Source organism: Bradyrhizobium sp. WSM471, assembly GCF_000244915.1.
Classification (GTDB): domain Bacteria; phylum Pseudomonadota; class Alphaproteobacteria; order Rhizobiales; family Xanthobacteraceae; genus Bradyrhizobium.
The window spans coordinates 6,482,925-6,498,713 of the sequence record NZ_CM001442.1; the positions used below are offsets into that span (position 1 = coordinate 6,482,925).

At 64.0% G+C, this 15,789-nt stretch carries 17 protein-coding genes; 7 read left to right on the forward strand and 10 right to left on the reverse strand.

The features are described from left to right. Positions 1 to 259 precede the first annotated feature (259 nt). Complete coding sequence (locus tag BRA471DRAFT_RS38540; protein WP_156527006.1) at positions 260 to 442, reverse strand: hypothetical protein; 183 nt, start codon at positions 440 to 442, stop codon at positions 260 to 262. Between the two features lie 123 nt (positions 443 to 565). Continuing rightward, positions 566 to 760, reverse strand: coding sequence for a hypothetical protein (locus BRA471DRAFT_RS29525; RefSeq protein ID WP_007614011.1), 195 nt, complete (start codon positions 758 to 760; stop codon positions 566 to 568). A gap of 85 nt (positions 761 to 845) precedes the next feature. Here BRA471DRAFT_RS29525 and BRA471DRAFT_RS29530 point away from each other — a divergent pair, with 85 nt between their 5' ends. Beyond that, complete coding sequence (locus BRA471DRAFT_RS29530; protein WP_007614013.1) at positions 846 to 1,361, forward strand: ferritin-like domain-containing protein; 516 nt, start codon at positions 846 to 848, stop codon at positions 1,359 to 1,361. A gap of 87 nt (positions 1,362 to 1,448) precedes the next feature. On the opposite strand, the gene BRA471DRAFT_RS29535 is transcribed toward BRA471DRAFT_RS29530, so the two are convergent. Further along, positions 1,449 to 2,306: an SDR family oxidoreductase gene (locus BRA471DRAFT_RS29535; RefSeq protein WP_007614014.1), complete on the reverse strand. Its 858-nt coding sequence runs from the start codon at positions 2,304 to 2,306 to the stop codon at positions 1,449 to 1,451. Between the two features lie 63 nt (positions 2,307 to 2,369). After that, positions 2,370 to 4,181, reverse strand: coding sequence for a malto-oligosyltrehalose trehalohydrolase (gene treZ, locus BRA471DRAFT_RS29540; protein ID WP_007614015.1), 1,812 nt, complete (start codon positions 4,179 to 4,181; stop codon positions 2,370 to 2,372). 262 nt (positions 4,182 to 4,443) lie between these two features. Here treZ and BRA471DRAFT_RS29545 point away from each other — a divergent pair, with 262 nt between their 5' ends. The 4 genes from BRA471DRAFT_RS29545 (at position 4,444) to BRA471DRAFT_RS29560 (ending at position 8,799) form a co-directional block, all read left to right on the forward strand. Continuing rightward, positions 4,444 to 4,701, forward strand: coding sequence for a DUF3606 domain-containing protein (locus BRA471DRAFT_RS29545; RefSeq protein ID WP_007614018.1), 258 nt, complete (start codon positions 4,444 to 4,446; stop codon positions 4,699 to 4,701). 43 nt (positions 4,702 to 4,744) lie between these two features. Further along, positions 4,745 to 6,982 (forward strand): glycogen debranching protein GlgX, encoded by a 2,238-nt coding sequence (glgX, locus tag BRA471DRAFT_RS29550; protein WP_007614020.1) that lies wholly within the window; start codon positions 4,745 to 4,747, stop codon positions 6,980 to 6,982. Between the two features lie 105 nt (positions 6,983 to 7,087). Continuing rightward, positions 7,088 to 7,381 carry a hypothetical protein gene (locus BRA471DRAFT_RS29555; protein ID WP_007614022.1) on the forward strand — a complete coding sequence of 98 codons (294 nt, stop codon included), beginning with the start codon at positions 7,088 to 7,090 and terminating at the stop codon, positions 7,379 to 7,381. 146 nt (positions 7,382 to 7,527) lie between these two features. Beyond that, positions 7,528 to 8,799, forward strand: a complete 1,272-nt coding sequence (locus BRA471DRAFT_RS29560; protein WP_007614025.1) for a DUF892 family protein — start codon at positions 7,528 to 7,530, stop codon at positions 8,797 to 8,799. A 3-nt stretch (positions 8,800 to 8,802) separates the two neighbouring features. Here the strand turns inward: BRA471DRAFT_RS29560 and BRA471DRAFT_RS29565 are convergent, their stop codons facing one another. Next, on the reverse strand, positions 8,803 to 11,919 hold the full coding sequence (locus tag BRA471DRAFT_RS29565; RefSeq protein ID WP_035974376.1) for a DEAD/DEAH box helicase: 3,117 nt from the start codon (positions 11,917 to 11,919) through the stop codon (positions 8,803 to 8,805). On the opposite strand from BRA471DRAFT_RS29565, the gene BRA471DRAFT_RS29570 reads away from it, so the two are divergent. Next, on the forward strand, positions 11,918 to 12,148 hold the full coding sequence (locus BRA471DRAFT_RS29570; RefSeq protein WP_035974378.1) for a hypothetical protein: 231 nt from the start codon (positions 11,918 to 11,920) through the stop codon (positions 12,146 to 12,148). The genes BRA471DRAFT_RS29565 and BRA471DRAFT_RS29570 overlap by 2 nt on opposite strands. A gap of 158 nt (positions 12,149 to 12,306) precedes the next feature. On the opposite strand, the gene BRA471DRAFT_RS29575 is transcribed toward BRA471DRAFT_RS29570, so the two are convergent. Beyond that, positions 12,307 to 12,567 (reverse strand): hypothetical protein, encoded by a 261-nt coding sequence (locus BRA471DRAFT_RS29575; RefSeq protein WP_007614033.1) that lies wholly within the window; start codon positions 12,565 to 12,567, stop codon positions 12,307 to 12,309. Between the two features lie 120 nt (positions 12,568 to 12,687). Between BRA471DRAFT_RS29575 and BRA471DRAFT_RS29580 the strand changes: the two genes are divergently transcribed. Beyond that, positions 12,688 to 13,419 (forward strand): DUF3750 domain-containing protein, encoded by a 732-nt coding sequence (locus tag BRA471DRAFT_RS29580; RefSeq protein ID WP_007614034.1) that lies wholly within the window; start codon positions 12,688 to 12,690, stop codon positions 13,417 to 13,419. Positions 13,420 to 13,696: 277 nt separating this feature from the next. Here BRA471DRAFT_RS29580 and BRA471DRAFT_RS29585 read toward each other — a convergent pair whose 3' ends face one another. The 4 genes from BRA471DRAFT_RS29585 to BRA471DRAFT_RS29600 all read right to left on the reverse strand — a co-directional run bounded on the left by BRA471DRAFT_RS29585 (position 13,697) and on the right by BRA471DRAFT_RS29600 (position 15,786). Next, positions 13,697 to 13,984, reverse strand: a complete 288-nt coding sequence (locus tag BRA471DRAFT_RS29585; protein ID WP_035975216.1) for a DUF2934 domain-containing protein — start codon at positions 13,982 to 13,984, stop codon at positions 13,697 to 13,699. Positions 13,985 to 14,311: 327 nt separating this feature from the next. Beyond that, on the reverse strand, positions 14,312 to 14,473 hold the full coding sequence (locus BRA471DRAFT_RS37200; protein WP_007595988.1) for a DUF2934 domain-containing protein: 162 nt from the start codon (positions 14,471 to 14,473) through the stop codon (positions 14,312 to 14,314). A 147-nt stretch (positions 14,474 to 14,620) separates the two neighbouring features. Continuing rightward, on the reverse strand, positions 14,621 to 15,277 hold the full coding sequence (locus tag BRA471DRAFT_RS29595; RefSeq protein ID WP_007614035.1) for a hypothetical protein: 657 nt from the start codon (positions 15,275 to 15,277) through the stop codon (positions 14,621 to 14,623). A gap of 14 nt (positions 15,278 to 15,291) precedes the next feature. After that, complete coding sequence (locus tag BRA471DRAFT_RS29600; protein ID WP_007614037.1) at positions 15,292 to 15,786, reverse strand: type II 3-dehydroquinate dehydratase; 495 nt, start codon at positions 15,784 to 15,786, stop codon at positions 15,292 to 15,294. Positions 15,787 to 15,789: the final 3 nt, after the last annotated feature.

A 15,789-nucleotide genomic window follows, 5' to 3' on the forward strand; every position in this document is an offset into this window, starting at 1 on the left:
TCTATATCAAATGATATAGTTCAAGCCATTTGGTACCGACGCTTTGTTCACATGTGAACAGTCGGAGCCTTCAGCTGACGGTTCGGGAACGAAAAGGGCGACTGTTACATTGACGCGGCGAGACAGCACGGACGCGCCATGGGCAAGATATTGATCAGCACCGCCGTCGTAAGCCTGGCGCTCATCATTGCCTTCGCGGTCTATGTCATCACTCTGTGAATTGCCGACAGCACAAGCCAATGATGGTGCGGCTCGGGAATCACCCGCGCGCGCAGCAATCGACCAACAGGTCCCATATCCGCTGCGCCTCGCCCGATGCGCGGGTTTCCGGACCCTTCTCCGGGTTGGACTGCGAATAGCCCGCCACCGGGTGCGCTTCACGCGGCACGATCCATCTCTGGGAGATCGGGTCGTACCATTTTCCGATCATCATTTCAGTCACGCCGATCGACTCACCGATTTGATCCTGGGCGGAGCTACGGCTCGCGGGCTTCGTCGAATCCCATTCACCGCGCCTCCCCCATTTTACAAATCGGCTTCTTGCCCGATCGTTCCCCCCGCGGCGTCAGCCCGGCCGCGCCGGATGCAGCGTACGGGGATGCCGCTCGTGCAGCAGCCGCGCGAGTTCTTCCCGCTCCGCAGGACGCCCCTTCATGGCGGTCTCGAACAGCGCTTCCTGGATGTCGCGCGGCATGTCACCCCACACGTCCATCGCCGCCCGTCCGAGCAGGCCCGCAAGATGATCCGCACCATCACTCATTCGGCTCTCCTGATCTAATCACGGGAATGGAACAGCTAGGGCTGTGCGGCGTTCCAGTTCCATCATTGTTAAAGGAGTGTCGTTTATGGGTTTCTTCACCAAGGACATCAAATCGATGGAAGACCTGCTGCTGCACGGGCTGCAGGACATCTATTACGCGGAACAGCAGATCCTCAAGGCGCTGCCGAAGATGATCGACAAGGCGACAAACAAAGACCTCGTCGCCGGACTGAAAGCCCATCTGGAAGAGACCAACAAGCAGATCGACAGGCTCGGCAAGGTATTCGCGAAACTCGGCAAGGAGCCCAGTGGCACACACTGTCCCGCCATCGACGGCATCATCAAGGAGGCCGATGAGACCGCGGGCGAAATCGAGGACAAGGCCGTGCTCGACGCCGCGATCGTGGCCAACGCACAGGCCGTCGAGCATTATGAAATGTGCCGCTACGGCACGCTGATCGCCTGGGCGGAGGAACTCGGGCACGACGACATCGTGCGCTTCCTCACGACGAACCTGAACGAAGAGAAGGCCGCCAACACCAAGCTGAACACGGTGGCGCTTCGCAAGGGCGTCAATGCCAAGGCGTCCAGCGCTGCTTGATCGAGACCTGCTGGTCACGGCGTGCTGGTGAAGACGTACTGGACGTGGCGGCCCCGCGGGGCTGCCACGTTCTCGTTGCAGGTTCGGTCAGATGAAGGGCTTGCCGCCGGTGACCGCCAGGGTCGCTCCCGATGTGTAGCTCGAGAGCGGATCGGCGAGCATGACATAGGCGGTCGCGAGTTCGGCCGGCTGGCCGGCCCGCTGCATCGGCACCTGCTTGCCGAAGTTCTTCACCTTGTCCTCCGGCATCGTCGACGGGATCAGCGGCGTCCAGATCGGACCCGGGGCGACCGCGTTGACCCGAATGCTCTTCGCCGCCAACATCTGGGCGAGCCCGCCGGTGAAATTCTGAATGGCGCCCTTGGTCGTGGCATAGGCCAGCAGGGTCGGATTCGGCATGTCGGAGTTCACCGACGCGGTGTTGATGATCGCCGCTCCCGGGCGCATGTGGGGGACCGCAGCCTTGGTGAGATAGAACATGGCGTGAATGTTGGTCTCGAACGTCCGCTGCCATTCCTCGTCGCTGATATCGGCGATCTCCTTGAAGGTGTCCTGATGCGCCGCGTTGTTGACGAGGATGTCTATTGCGCCGAACGTCTCGACGGTGCGCTGGATGATTGCGCGACAATGATTGGGATTGCGGATGTCGCCGGGGATCAGGACGACCTTGCGTCCCTCGCGCTCCACCAGCGTCTTGGCCTCGGCGGCATCCTCCTCTTCGTTCAAGTAGGCGATGACGATGTCGGCACCTTCCCGGGCATAGGCGATCGCGACCGCGCGGCCGATGCCACTGTCGCCTCCGGTGATGATTGCCTTCTTTCCGGCCAGCCGCCCGGAGCCCCTGTAACTTTCCTCCCCGTGATCCGGTCGAGGATTCATCGCGCGCGTCGAGCCGGGCATCGATTGCTGCTGCGGCGGGAAAGGCGGCTTTGGATATTCAGTCATGAAGCGGCTCCAGAGATTTACTCCGCTAACGGAAAGCTTTCGGAAGCGTTCCTCGCGGTTCCATCACGCCTCCTGGCCAAGCCGCACGATGATGTCGTTCGGCAACAGGGGCGGCGCCTCGGCCGCGCCCGATCGCCATAGGCTCTCGCCCGCAACCAGCGCCGGCATGGGCAGTTCGCCGTCCGCGAAATTGGCGACAATCTGCAAGATGTCTCCGTTCTCCGTCCGCCAACGAGCGTCCAGGCCGCCCTTACGCTGGTCCTCTCCCAGCAACTTGCAACGAGCCGACACGAAACCCCGTTTGATCAGCGGCACGATCTTCTCGCGCCGTAGCTTCAGCAATCGGGTTGTGAGGCCGCGAAACCTGGCGCTGGCGGGAGAGCGGTCGATGCCGGTCCAGTCGAGCTTCGATGCCGCGAAGGTTTTTTCATCGCACGGATCCGGAATTCTGGCGCGCATGTCGGATGTCGAGAACGCCTTGAAATGCGCGAACTCCTTGCGCCGCCCTTCCCGCGTCAGCTCGGCAGCTTCGCCGGACCAGTCGGCGAAAAACAAGAATGGCGTCTCGGCCGCGGCTTCCTCACCCATGAACAACATCGGAATGTGCGGGTTCAAGAGAACCAGCGCCACGGCCTGGTCCAGCTTCTCCGAACTTACCAGCGCGGAAAGCCGCTCCCCGAACGCGCGGTTGCCGATCTGGTCGTGGTTCTGGGCGAAGAAGATGGTGGCCTCAGGCGGCAGATGCGCGCTCGGCTCGCCGCGCGGTTCGTCATGCAGCGGAAAGACTTCACCCTGGTAGGCAAAGCCCTCGGTGAGCGCTCGCGCGAGATGTTCGAGCGGCCTGTCTGCGAAGGCGCGATAGTAGCCTTCCTCCTCGCCCGTCAGCAGGACGTGGAGCGCGTTGTGAAAATCATCGCCCCATTGCGCGTCATAGAGCCGGGCTCGCCCTTGAGCACGGTCGAGCAGGCGGACCTGATTGGCCTCGTTCTCCAGCATCAGATGCACGCGCCGGCCCGGCAGCTGACTGCGAACCGTCTCGGCAAGCTCGATCAGGAAATGGCGGTCGGAATCGTCCTTCAGGGCGTGAACGGCGTCCAGCCGCAAGCCGTCGAACCCGTAGTCGCGCAGCCACATCAACGCGTTCTCGATCAGGAACTCGCGCACGAACGCGCCGTCGTGTCCCTCGAGATTGACCGCAGGCCCCCAGCCGGTGCTGTGGCGCGTGGTGAAGAAGCTTTCCGCATAGAGGTGCAGGTAATTCAGCTGCGGCCCGAAATGGTTATAGACGACATCGAGATAGACCATGATGTCGAGGGCATGCGCCGCGCGTAACAGCCGCTTGAGGTCTTCCGGCCTGCCGTAGCGTGCATTTGGCGCATTCAGCAGCACGCCGTCATAGCCCCAATTGTGCCGGCCGGGGACGTCATTGAGCGGCATCAGCTCGATTGCGGTAATGCCGAGATCGCGCAGATAGGGCAGCTTCTTCTCGACGCCGGCATAGGTGCCTTCCTCCCTGAAGGTGCCGACATGCAGCTCGTAGATCACGGCCTCCGCCCAGGGGCGGCCGGGATAGAGCACCGAATCCCGGAACGCCGCGGCGTCGATCACCTCGCTCGGCGCCCCGACGTCGTCGGGCTGGAAGAGCGAGGCCGGATCGGGAACGACCAGGTCTCCGTTGATCCTGAACTGATAGCGCGTGCCGACATGCGCGGTGGGACTCAACGATTGGTACCAGCCGTCCTCGTCGCGCGTCATCCGGAGTGGCGGCCGGCCGGCCTCGAGCAATTCGACCGATTGCGCCGTTGGCGCCCAGAGATTGAAGCAGACCCCGTGATCGAGGCATCGAGGACCATGGTGTCGCGCTTGCCCGGCCATTCCCAATCTGTGACTCAAACTGGCCGCCTTTGCGTGGCTGGAAGTAACAGCACGCTTCGCGAGGCTCGATTTTACGATCGCTTGAGCATGCTCAGGACGGGAAAAGCCGAGATGCAGGCATTCGTTCCTCAGGCCGGCGCCACACCCGTTGTGTGCACTTTTGGGCCGAGGTGCGGCGACGATGGGTGGGGAAGATCACTGTTGCAAATGGGGAACGGAATCGCGTGGGCGACGGTTGCAATTCTACACAGGAGTTCTCGCCATGCGCCGCCCGAAGCCGCAACCGATCCGCAACAAGCTCGACTTGGCCGACCGTACTCAGGTGCGCCTCGTCAGAAAGCGTCTCGGACTGTCCGACGCGGAGCTGACCAGCATCGTCGAGCGGACCGGCAACTCGATTGCGGCCATCAGCAAGGAGGCGGCGCTGCAAAGGGCAACCACGCTGCCCAAGCCGGACGATGTGCCTCCTGTCGCCGTGATCGCTTCGGCGACCGTCGGCGAGCAGGCGACGCGGAAGTGACGGCAACTGCACCAAATTCTTGAAGGGCTGTTCGGGGGGAACGATGGATCAACAAGTACATTCGGATGACGCCCTGACGCGAGCGGCCTCAAGCCTGCGCCGCTCCCGCATCAGCGAGGGCAAGCCGTTTCCGCTCGGCGCCACCTGGGACGGGCTCGGCGTCAATTTCGCGCTGTTTTCCTCCCATGCGACCAAGGTCGAACTCTGTCTGTTCGACGACGACGGCGAGACCGAATTAGAGCGGATCGAGCTCCCCGAATATACCGACGAAGTCTGGCACGGCTATTTGCCCGCGGCCCGTCCCGGCACCGTCTACGGCTACCGCGTCCATGGCCCCTACGAACCCGACGCGGGACACCGCTTCAATCCCAACAAGCTCGTGCTCGATCCCTACGCCAAGCAGCTGGTCGGCCGGTTGCGCTGGGGACCGGAGCTGTTTGGTTACCAGCTCGACCATGCCGACAAGGATCTCTCCTACGACGAACGCGACAGCGCGCCCTTGATGCAGAAATGCCGCGTCATCGACCCGGCCTTCACCTGGGGCGCCGCGCGCAAGCCGGAAGTGCCATGGGAGCGGACGATCGTCTACGAGATGCACGTCAAGGGCTTTACCCAGCTGCATCCGCTGGTACCGGACGCAGATCGCGGCACGTTCTCCGGTCTCGCGCATTCGGAAGTTCCGGCCTATTTGCGATCGCTCGGCATCACCAGTGCAGAATTGCTGCCGATCCATGCCTTCGTCGACGACAGCTATCTGGTCGAGAAAGGCCTGCGCAATTACTGGGGCTACAACTCCCTCGCCTTCTTCGCCCCGGAGCCGCGCTACCTCAAGACGCCGTTCGCGAACGAATTCAAGGCCATGGTCAACCAGTTCCACGCCCATGGCATCGAGGTCATCCTCGACGTCGTCTACAATCACACGGCGGAAGGAAACGAGCTCGGCCCGACCCTGTCGTTCAAGGGCATCGACAACGCCAGCTATTACCGCCTGCTGCCGGACCAGCGGCGCTATTACATCAACGACACCGGTACCGGGAACACGGTAAACCTGTCACACCCGCGTGTGCTGCAACTGGTCGCGGACTCTCTGCGTTACTGGGCAACCGAGATGCGGGTTGACGGCTTCCGCTTCGACCTCGCCACCATTCTGGCACGCGAGCCCTACGGCTTCGACGAAGGCGGCGGCTTTCTCGACGCCTGCCGCCAGGACCCCGTGCTCTCCAGCGTCAAGCTGATCGCCGAGCCCTGGGATATCGGTCCTGGTGGCTATCAGGTCGGTCAGTTTCCGCCGGGATGGGCGGAGTGGAACGACAAGTTCAGGGACACCGTGCGCGCTTTCTGGAAGGGCGACGAAGGCACGATCGCGGACTTCGCCAAGCGCGTGTCCGGATCCGGCGATCTCTTCAACAAGCGCGGACGCCGGCCATGGGCCAGCGTCAACTTCGTCACCGCCCATGACGGTTTCAATCTCAACGATCTCGTCTCGTACAACGACAAGCACAACGAAGCCAATGGCGAGGACAATCGCGACGGCCACAGCAACAATCATTCCTGGAACTGCGGCGCCGAGGGACCGACGGACGATCCGGAAATCATTGCGTTGCGCGAGCGACAGAAGCGCAATCTGCTGGCGACCATGCTGTTGTCTCACGGCACGCCCATGCTGCTTGCCGGCGACGAATTCGGACACACCCAGCACGGCAACAACAACGCGTACGCCCAGGACAACGAGACCACATGGCTCGACTGGATGGGCATCACCGCGAACGGCCGCAGCCTGCGCGAATTCACGCGCAAGCTGATCGCCACGCGCAAGGCATTTCCGATTCTCTACCGCAGCCGCTTCCTGGTCGGCTCCCACAATGAAGAGCTGGACGTGAAGGACGTGACGTGGCTCGCGCCGTCCGGGGAGGAAATGACGACGGAACAGTGGCAGGACGGCAACGCCAAATGTTTCGCTTTGCTGCTCGACGGCCGCGCCCAGGAGACCGGGATCAAGCGCCGCGGCTCGGACGCAACCATGCTGCTGATCTACAACGCCTATCACGACGTCGTCAATTTCACCTTGCCTGCCGTCGCCGAGGGACGCAGCTGGGTCGGGTTGATCGACACCAATCAGCCGGAGGGGCAGATGCCCGCGTTCGACTTCGGGCACGTTTATGCGATGACCGGGCGATCCCTGGTGGTGTTCGGCCTCGCGACCGAGAGCATCGCCACGCGCCGTTTGCGACAGGGCCTCGGCGCGCTGCTCGACGTCGTGGAGGCGCCGCTGCCGGGATAGTTCGTCGTCACACGGTGAGCCGACGCTGTCGAGTTGATGACAACAGGGAACGCGCGCAGGTCACCGGCGTTCGAGTAGATGGGGCATCAGTCGGAGAACACCGAGATGAAGTTCACAGGTGCCGTTATCCTCGCCGCTCTCGTGCTGCCTGGAGCAGCCTGGGCGCAGGCCAGCAAGCCTGACGTTTCGTCCGCGCCGAGCGCGCAGAATTCGGGTGCCGGCATTGCCGGACAGCCCGGCAACAAGAACGGTCCGGCCGCCAAGCCCGGTGAAACCGTTGGATCGAATTCGACGAGCTCCACTGGCAACACCGCCGTGCAATCGCAGGACCCGTCGCATATTCAGGGCGCACCGGGCAACAAGAATGGGCCGCCCGCCAAGCGTCCGGACCAGCGCTAAACGAACACGTCCACAATCCTGCCGATCGACTTCGAACGACCTGCGCCTGATATCATCGGCGCAGGTCGTTTCGCTAGGAACGAACGCTGAAGCCGCCCGTTCGGGACTCACCTTCTTTCCACTCCCTCCTGCACCGAGAGTCCACCATGTATCATCACGTCAAGAAGCTGATGTTCACCGTTCGCGTCGACGAGCCGGATCCCCGCTTCGGCAACATGCTGCTGGAGCAGTTCGGCGGCGCCAATGGCGAGCTCGCTGCGGCGATGCAGTACTCGATCCAGGGGTTGAACTGCGAGGATCCCGATCGCAAGGACCTCCTGATGGACATCGGCACCGAAGAGCTCAGCCATCTGGAAGTGGTCGGCACGCTGGCGCGGATGCATCTCAAGCCCTCGAAGTTCGACCGCCAGGCCGCCGAAGCCGATCCCCTCATCGCCATCGCGGGCGGCGGCGGAGTCAATCTGTTCAACTCGCAGGGAAATGCCTGGACCGCCGACTATCTGAAGATCACCGGCGAGCTCGACGTCGATCTGCGCAGCAACATCGCCGCAGAGGCGCGGGCCAAGATCGTCTACGAGCGACTGATCAATTTCTGCGACGACGCCGGCAGCAAGGACGCGCTGCAGTTCCTGATGACCCGCGAGATCACGCACATGAAGGCTTTCGCGCTCGCGCTCGAGAGCATGGGCAAGCCGGCGTTCAGCATCGGCCGCATCGCCCCGACGCCCGGCCTCGTCGACCAGTTCTTCAACGATTCCACCGGCGCCGGCGATCATGGCGAGATCGACACGCGTGGCCCATGGAACGAGGGCGGCGACTGGGTCTTCACGGACTCGCCGGCGATCCAGGCGGGCGAACCGGGTCCGGCCTCGGCCATCGTCACCGAGAGCTCGCCGCCGGCGGACGAAGCCGGTCTCGGCGATCTGCTCATCAACGAGCTGCGCGATATCCTGCATGCCGAGAAGCAATTGACCAAGGCGCTTCCCAAGATGGCGGAGGCCGCCCGCTTCGACCAGTTGCGCGAGCTGTTCGAGCAGCACCTCGCGGAGACCGAAGCGCAGATCGAGCGCATCAACGAGTGCTTCGAAATGCTCGGCAAATCCGGCCGCGCCAAGCCCTGCAAGGGCATGATGGGCCTTGTCGAGGAGGGCCAGGAAGTCATGGCCGAGGGCGAGGACAAGGAGGACGCGGCGGCCGACCTCGCCCTGATCGGCGCGGCGCAGCGCGTCGAGCATTACGAGATCGCGGGCTACACCACGGCGCGCAACCTCGCCCAGCAGCTTCGCCACAGTGCCATTGTCGCCCTGCTGTCGAAATCACTCGCCGAGGAGGAGAATGCCGATCAGCTCCTCAACCAGGTGGCTCGCTCGCTGATGTCGGTGGCGAAAATGCCCGCGGCAGTCGAGCAGACCGAATGATCCTCAGGCGTCGAGGAGTTCGAGGAATTCCTCGACGCGCCTGAACGGGTCCTGATCACGGCGACCGGCGTAGACGACGCGGTCGCCGTCGCGCTGTAGCGCTCCCGCCTGCGACTTCCCCCTGGATTTCCGCAGCCGCCCCGGCAGGAAAGTCGCGGCGACGGCCTCGGGCCCGACATCGAGCCTGACGATGCCGCGCCGCTTGCAATCGATCCGGAGCCTGGCGGATGCGAAGAAGTCGCGGGCCTCCGGCGGCAGCCTGCCAAAACGACGCGAGATCTCCTCCTCCAGATCTTCCAGATCGTCGTCGCTTCGGCACCTGGCAGCGCGCCCATAGATCTCGAGCCGGACCGCTTCCGATTGCACGTAGCCTTCAGGCAACATGTCAGCCAACGGCATATTGAGATCGGGCACCCACAGATCGGCGCCGGTATCGCTGCCTCGCTCGGACGCCCGCTTCAGAAGGTGACTGTAGAGCACCGGTCCGAACACCTGGACGTGGCCGGACTGCTGTTGCGAGAACAGATCGCCGGCGCCTCTGAGGTCGAGGTCGCGCTCGCTGATCGCAAAGCCGGCACCCGGCTTGCTGAACTCCTCCAGCACCGCCAGACGCTTCTCGGACTGCTCCGAGGTCGACTCCGTCAGCAGATGGGCAAAGGCGCGCGTGCCGCCGCGTCCCACCCGTCCCCTGAGCTGATGCAGCTGCGCAAGTCCGAACTTTTCGGGCCAGCACACCACGATGGTGTTCGCGCGCGGAATATCGAGACCGCTTTCCACGATATTGGTCGCCAACAGCACGTCCGCCTCGCCATCGACGAAACTCATCATGCGGTCGTCGATCTCGTCCACGGGCAGTCTGCCGTGAAGACAGACGATGCGCAGCTCCGGTGCCACCGATTGCACACGGGCCAGCATCGGCTCCAGATCCTGGATGCGCGGGCAGATCAGAAAGCTCTGACCATGCCGCCTGCGCTCGCGCAGCAGCGCCGCGGCGATGGCAGCGTCGGACAGCGGCGCGATCCTGGTCACGATGGGAAGGCGATGAACCGGCGGCGAGGCGATCACGCTGAGATCCCGGAAGCCGGCAAGTCCCGCCGCGAGCGTGCGCGGGATCGGCGTGGCGCTCATCCACAGCGAATGGGCTCCCTTGGCGAGGCCTGAAAGCTTCGCCTTCTCCGCTGCGCCGAAATGCTGCTCTTCGTCGATGATGACGAGGCCGAGGTCGGCGAACTTCACGTCCTTTGCCGCAAGCGCCTGCGTGCCGACCACGACTTTCAGCGCGCCGCGCCGCAGCCCCTCCTTGGTCTCTCGCGTCTCCGGGCCTGAACTGGCTCGCGACAGGCTTCCCACCTCGATGCCGAGAGGGCCGAACCGCTTGCGGAAGGTTTCGACATGCTGCCGCGCCAGCACGGTCGTCGGCGCGGCGATCGCCACCTGCTTGCCCGACAGCGCCACTGCGGCCGCCGCCCGCAGCGCGACCTCGGTCTTGCCGAAGCCGACGTCACCGCAGATCACCCTGTCCATCGGATGGCCCGCCGCAAGATCGTCGAGGACGTCTTGAATCGCCTGGCCCTGGTCCACTGTCGTGAAATAGGGGAACCGCGCGACGAACTTTTCGTAGGCCGGCCCCGGTGGCACCAGTTTGGGTGCACGACGGCGGAGGCGCTGGCTGATGTGTTTGGCGAGAGCCTTGGCGGCGACCTGGATTTCCGCTTCCGCCTCGGTGCGCCGCGCCCACCAGCTGCTGCCGTCCGCCTTGTCGAGCGTCAGCTTGCCGGGCTCGCCAGCATAGGGCCAGATCACGGCAAGATCGGACGGCGGTACGAGCACGGCATTGTCGCCCGCGAATTTGAGCCTGATCATCTCGCGTCGCGATCCCTTGCCCATGTCGAGGGTCTGCAAGCCATCGAGCACGGCGAGCCCGCGTTGCAGATGGACAATGGCGGCGCCCTTTTCGGGCACATCAGGATGATCGAATGCCGGGTTCCAGGCTCGCGCCATCGGCTGGGGATGATGGGCCCGGCTGCCGAGCACGTCGGAGGCGGTCACGACGACGAGCGGCTTGCGGCCGGCGCCAATGAACCCCGCGTCGAAATCGGCCAGCAGCGCGCCTTCGCGGCTCCGTGCCTTCGTCACCTCGCTCCAATCGGCCAGCCGCTCCGCCTTGATGCCGCTCATGCGCTCCATCGCGCGAAGGTCGTCCTCGACGGCTGCGACGAACAGCAGCCGCGATCCGCCGCGCTGCATGTCGGCGACGAAGGCGCGAAGCGCCTTGCGCGGCGAGGCCAGCTTCGAGAACTCCGGCGTCGAGATGAAGGCGGCCTTGCGCGGCAGCACGCTGATGCGCTTCTTCAGCTGCTTCCAGTCCGCCTGCCCCAGATACTCGCGCTCCGCATCCCTGCGGCCGGCAGCGTCCTCGATCGTGCCCAGCCAGCTCTCGGCGTGGGTCGATACCCCGGCATCCGCGATCCATCGCGCGCGGCTGCAATAATCCGGCAGCGTCGCCCGCTGTCCGCGCGTAGCTCCCAGTGCGATCCGCTCGGACATGGGATCGATGATCAATTCGGCGGTCTCGTAGACGACCTCGTGCTCGATGGGATCGACGGCGACGATCTTGCGGATCGTGTCTCCGGAATGCTCGATCCGGAAGGGAGCGAGCGCGCCAGCGGGAAACACTTCGAACGTCTTGCCGTGGAACAGGACGCCGCCCGGATACTCCGCCTCTTCGTCGAGATCGTAGCCGAGAGCTTCCAGCCGCGTCTCCAGCTCGGGCCCGGAATAGGGCGCGCCCACCTTCAGCGTGAGGCTCGACCGCGACCAGCTCGCCGGCAGCGGCAGCCGTTCCATGATCGCTTCCGCGGTGGACACCAGGAAGACGGGCTTCTTTGCCTTGGCGAGACGCCGCAGCACCGAGCTGCGCCGGCCCGCGATCTCGCGGGAGGGCTCGAGGCCGTCGAAGGGCAGCGTGTTCAGGCGCGGAAACACCAGCACGTCGACCGAGGGATCGAGGGCGTGGATCACACCGCCCAGTCGCTCCGCCCTGCTCTCGTCGTCGCAGAGGAAGACGAGGCCGTCACGGCCGGACTTCTCCCACTGCTCGAGCAGATGCAGCGCCAGCATGCCGAGCGGCGATGAGGAGGCGACCGCGGAACGCGAGGCGCTCTTCTCCAGGCGCTGGCCTTTCGAGCTCGTGCTTCTCGAGCTCGTGCTCTTCGTGCTCTTGCGTTTCGCGCTTTTGCTTATCGAGCCTTTGCTTTTCGAGCTCTTGCTTTTTGTCGTTATCGCGCCGGTCGTGGCCCGGGCTTTCCTGGTGGGCGCCAATGTGTATCCAACTTTGTTTCGCAAATAGAGGCGAGCGACGACGAGCCCTCCCGTCGAGCTCCGTCGATAACGCGCCTCGGGCCTGAGCGCCCAGTGACGTCATTACAATTTTGCAATTGCGTTGAAAAGCAGAGACAGCGGGGGAAGGCAAGCGGCCTGAGCGGGCAGAAGCTAACGGACAGGCGGCTATTGCAGGACCTTCGGCAGCACCACGACCACGTCCACGCTCTGCGCGAGGATCTGCGTGGCGACCACAGCGAGCTGGTGCGAGAACTCGTCCTCGATCTCGGCCGCGCAGTCCTCGTCGCTGGCGATGGCAAACAGCAGATTACCGTCGATCTCGTCGAACCGGATGCCGGCGAACAGGCGATCGAAAATCTCGGCGCCCGCGATGTACGCGATTCGCGCCTGGATGGCCTGGTCCTCGACGAGCGACAACTTCCTCATGGACGCAACATATGGCCGCACCACCCGAATGCAAGAGCAGGAGAGCGCTGGCGCGGCGTGCCTTGCGAACTATATTGGTGGCATCGTCCCGCCTGACTGCGTTTGCCCTTGAGGAAATCCTTGATTCTGTTCCTGTTGCTGATCTTCCTGCCGATCGGCGTATCGGCCGGCCGCTATTACTTGCGCGGCGACGGCCGCGGCAATTGGCAGACGGCGGATCGCTCCAGCGCCGGCCTGCTGCCGCCCGCATCCGCCAATCCGGACGCGCTGATCCGCGTGTTCGCCGCGCGCACCGTGCGCTGGCGCAGCATCTTTGCCGTCCATACCTGGATCGTCGTCAAGGAGAAGGGCGCCGCGACCTACAGTCGATACGACTACACGGCCTGGGGCGACCCTGTTCGCAGCAACGGCTTTGCGCCCGACGGCCGCTGGTTCGGGGCCCTGCCGGAAACGGTCGTGGCGGTCGACGGCGCGCGGGCCGAAGCGCTGATTCCGAAGATCCGTGCCGTCATCGAGAACTACAAGTTCCGCGCCTATGGCGACTACAGCGCCTGGCCGGGACCGAATTCCAACACCTTCGTGCAGGCTGCGCTGGACGCCGTTCCCGAGTTGCGCGCCGTGCTGCCGCCGACAGCGATCGGCAAGGACTTCCCCTACAGCGGACGCTGGGCCGGCATCACGGCGTCCGGCACCGGGCTCTACGCGTCGCTGTCGGGCTATCTCGGCATGACCATCGGCTGGGTCGAAGGGGTCGAGATCAATTTCCTCGGCGCGGTGCTCGGCCTCGACATCCGCCGCCCCGCGCTGAAGCTTCCAGGCATAGGCCGCCTGGGTGTCGCGGCGGGCGCGTAAAGCAATGACGGAGCAGTCCCATCAAAGTCGGTGCCCTCCCAGGCTTGCCGACATCGTCCTTCCAATGTGTGCTTCAGGTCACAGCAGAATCGAGCGCCTTGGCCTAGACTGAACTTGCATGGCCGCAAACAAGGTAACGGCGGTACGCACGAGGCTGGAGAGGCGACCAACAGCTACGGACTTTTGAAGCCGCCAGGTGAAGAACTCGGCGGCTTTTTCTCTGTCCAGGAACGCGCGGCCCGAAGCTTGTTCGCTGCCGATGTGGCTACCGGAACTTCTACCGTTTGTCTGAGCAATCCGAGGGCCTTCGCTGATCGCGCTCTTCTTCGATCTGCCGTTCGGCCTCGAGCCAAAACTCCACATCCCGATCGACCGGGCGACCGGCCTGCTCCCAGAGCTCGTACGCGCGCGCTCGCACCTTGCCGCGCCGCATCATCCGAAGCAGCTTTTGCTTCAGCTCCTCGGCGAACGTCCTGAATCGCTGGACAGTGGTTTCGTCTTTGACAAGGGCTGCCGCTCGCGTTGCGAGTTCGATCTGGTGCTCTATCTTTTTCCGCTCGTCCACCGCAAACCCCGCCGTAGCCACGGGCCTGCGTCGCAGCCCGTGCTGCTCACGACCTCAATTCCTGCTGGAAGGCTCTGTTCCGCCTTCAATGCCAGGTCCTTCAATGCCAGGTCCTTCAATGCCAGGTCCTTCAATGCCAGGTCCTTCAATGCCACGTCGTGTCCGCTTCGACGATCACCGCCCTTGTTTCGGGATCTTCCGTCGCGTTGCAGGTGCAGGGCATGCCCTCACCGCATCGGCAGCCGCCCAATTCGTCGCTCCAGGCGCGGAGCGGATGGTTTTCGCAGACCCATCCCAGACCGTGGCAGAATGGGCAGCTCTTGTCGGTCACAGCGTATCCGGCGTCCGCATGGGGTTCGACTTGTCCTCGTTGCGCAGCTCCTGCTCGGCCGCGTGCCAGAACTCTTCCTCGCGGCCTTCCGGCTTGCCCGCCTGTTCCCACAAGCGGTGCGCGCGTTCTCTGATGTCGTGATCGGTTGGCTCGGGCATTGTGTCTCCTGCGAAGAGACACGGCCCCACCCTGGGGGGTATGGGGGCTTGGAGGCGGGGCCGTGCAGGCCAGCAAATCGGCGGCGACGCTGGCCCGCTGAGTCAAGCCTCAATGGTGCGCAAGAGTTCCTAGCGAGAACGTTGTCATCAGCCGAAATCCGCGATACGGGCGTCGAGCGCAAACATGCTTTGATAAACTTCCGGCTCGCTCGCCACGGCCATGACGTCGGGGGCAATTTCCGCGGCTTTGAGCAAGGCGGCCTGCAGCGACGAGACGTCGAGCGCCTCGATCAGCAAGAGCCCCGCGAAAAAGCCCTCGTTCGTCCGCATGCCCTTCTCAGCGGTCCGCACCGATGTCCGCGCCTCGTCGGTCGCGCCGATCTGCACCGCGGCAACCCCGTCGCACGCAACGAACGTCTGAGCCAGACCTTGGGGATCTTTCGGCAACGTCTCGATCCGCAGCGCCACGATCGATGCGCCTTCGCCCCGCCCTGCCCGCGCGATCATGACGCCCCCGCCCCGCATGAAATTGCCGAGCTTCGGCATGATGCGCTGGGACCACGGCGTCGGTGCGTTGAGGCGCGCCAGATAGGCCTCGCCGTCGAGGACCTCCGGCGTCTCCAGCTCATACAGAATGAAGAAGCGGTTGATGTCGTCCCTTGCCGCGCGGAAGACACGCGATGCCAGGAACCCCTTCGTCGTTACGCGCTCGGTCGTGTGCTCACGCGTCAGCCAATGCCGGTAGTCGGTCAGGTCGTGAGCCTCGACGTCGCTCCAGATGGCGAGAAATCCCGTGCCGCGCATTGCGCCCTCCATGCCTACGCCTTGCCGCCGGCCGCAAGCCCGCGCAGAGCCGGTGCAATGGTCTCAGGCAATTGCCCCAGCCGTTGGACGGCCGCGAGCATCGCGGCGAGATAGCCATAGGGACCCAGTCCGCAAATGACCGCCGTGCAGGCGCTCGACGTGATCGAGTGGCGGTGCAGCTCGTCCCGCGCGTGGATGTTCGAGATATGCACCTCGATCTTCACACCCTCGAAAATCTTCAGCGCATCGATCAGCGCGATCGAGGTGAATGAATAGGCCGCGGGATTCATAATGATGACGTCCGCGTTGCCATGGGCGGACTGGATCAGGCTGACGAGTTCACCCTCCATGTTCGATTGATGGAACGACATCGAAACGCCGAGCTGGTCGGCCAGCGCGCGGCAGCTCGCCTCGATCTCATCGAGCGTCGTCGAGCCGTAGATGTGGGGCTCGCGGATGCCGAGGAAATTAAGATTGGGTCCGTTGAGGATCATGATCCTTGCGGCCATTTT

Excerpts from the sequence above, each read along its gene's own strand:
- BRA471DRAFT_RS29525 (WP_007614011.1), bottom strand. The coding sequence starts at position 760 with ATGAGTGATGGTGCGGATCATCTTGCGGGCCTGCTCGGACGGGCGGCG.
- BRA471DRAFT_RS29530 (WP_007614013.1), top strand. The coding sequence starts at position 846 with ATGGGTTTCTTCACCAAGGACATCAAATCGATGGAAGACCTGCTGCTG.
- BRA471DRAFT_RS29535 (WP_007614014.1), bottom strand. The coding sequence starts at position 2,306 with ATGACTGAATATCCAAAGCCGCCTTTCCCGCCGCAGCAGCAATCGATG.
- treZ (WP_007614015.1), bottom strand. The coding sequence starts at position 4,181 with ATGGCCGGGCAAGCGCGACACCATGGTCCTCGATGCCTCGATCACGGG.
- BRA471DRAFT_RS29545 (WP_007614018.1), top strand. The coding sequence starts at position 4,444 with ATGCGCCGCCCGAAGCCGCAACCGATCCGCAACAAGCTCGACTTGGCC.
- glgX (WP_007614020.1), top strand. The coding sequence starts at position 4,745 with ATGGATCAACAAGTACATTCGGATGACGCCCTGACGCGAGCGGCCTCA.
- BRA471DRAFT_RS29555 (WP_007614022.1), top strand. The coding sequence starts at position 7,088 with ATGAAGTTCACAGGTGCCGTTATCCTCGCCGCTCTCGTGCTGCCTGGA.
- BRA471DRAFT_RS29560 (WP_007614025.1), top strand. The coding sequence starts at position 7,528 with ATGTATCATCACGTCAAGAAGCTGATGTTCACCGTTCGCGTCGACGAG.
- BRA471DRAFT_RS29570 (WP_035974378.1), top strand. The coding sequence starts at position 11,918 with ATGCCGAGCGGCGATGAGGAGGCGACCGCGGAACGCGAGGCGCTCTTC.
- BRA471DRAFT_RS29565 (WP_035974376.1), bottom strand. The coding sequence starts at position 11,919 with ATGCTGGCGCTGCATCTGCTCGAGCAGTGGGAGAAGTCCGGCCGTGAC.
- BRA471DRAFT_RS29575 (WP_007614033.1), bottom strand. The coding sequence starts at position 12,567 with ATGAGGAAGTTGTCGCTCGTCGAGGACCAGGCCATCCAGGCGCGAATC.
- BRA471DRAFT_RS37200 (WP_007595988.1), bottom strand. The coding sequence starts at position 14,473 with ATGCCCGAGCCAACCGATCACGACATCAGAGAACGCGCGCACCGCTTG.
- BRA471DRAFT_RS29595 (WP_007614035.1), bottom strand. The coding sequence starts at position 15,277 with ATGCGCGGCACGGGATTTCTCGCCATCTGGAGCGACGTCGAGGCTCAC.
- BRA471DRAFT_RS29600 (WP_007614037.1), bottom strand. The coding sequence starts at position 15,786 with ATGGCCGCAAGGATCATGATCCTCAACGGACCCAATCTTAATTTCCTC.